This window comes from Micrococcus sp. LASM2_SD2 (genome assembly GCF_057364565.1).
On record NZ_JBNFOB010000433.1, the window covers coordinates 1 to 838 of the forward strand.

At 77.1% G+C, this 838-nt stretch carries 1 protein-coding gene; it reads right to left on the reverse strand.

Features of this window, described 5'->3' with window-relative positions; genetic code table 11:
- Positions 1-472: 6TM ABC transporter family protein (locus AC2W7A_RS12955; RefSeq protein WP_485991685.1), on the reverse strand; the 472-nt coding region annotated here is incomplete at its 3' end.
- Between the last annotated feature and the right edge of the window lie 366 nt (positions 473-838).

Genomic DNA, 838 nt, shown 5'->3' on the forward strand with positions numbered 1-838 from the left:
ACGGCCAGCACCGGCTCTCCGCGTCCCCGCACCCCGGCCGTCCGGCAGGCCGTCCCGGCCGGTCCCGTCCGCGGACCCGCGCGGCAACGTCCGCACCCGCATGGTCCGGGCACCGCAGCGCGTCCAGTGCGGATACCCGGGGCGGCGCCTGCACGCGGGCCAGGACGCGTTCCCGGGCCGCCTCGGCGTCCTCGGAGGAGTGGAAGGCCGCGCCGATCTCGCGGAGGGGCAGGTAGACCTCGGCGGCGATCACCAGGACCACCAGCCCCTCGGCGAGCCCCAGGCTCCCGGAGACGAGCCGGACGCCGATCACCACGGCCACCACCGCCACGGACAGGGAGGCGAGCAGCTCCAGGACCAGGCCGGACAGGAAGGCGGTGCGCAGCGTGCCCATCGTGGCCGCACGGTGGCGCTCGGCGACGCGTTCGAGCGAGCGGCGCTGCACGCCGGCCCGGTGCAGCCCGACGAGCACCGGCAGGCCGCGGGCAGCTCGGCCAGCTGGGCCGAGAGCCGGTCCAGCCCCGCGGCCGCAGCGGCGATGCGCTCGGCGGTGTGCCGGCCGATGAGCACCATGAACAGCGGCACGAGGGGCAGCGTGAGGACCAGCAGCAGCGCGGACAGTGGGTCGCGCAGCAGGGCCCACCCGATCAGCGCCGGCGGGACCACGGCGGCAGCGGCCAGGGCGGGCAGGACCTTGGCATGGTAGTCGTCCAGGCCGTCCAATCCGCGGGTGACGAGCACGGCGTCCGGGCCGACGTCGCCCGAGGGCGTCCGCCTCGAGCAGGCGCCGGCGCAGCAGGGAGCGGCGCAGCTCCCCCTGGACGCGCAGCGATGTGCG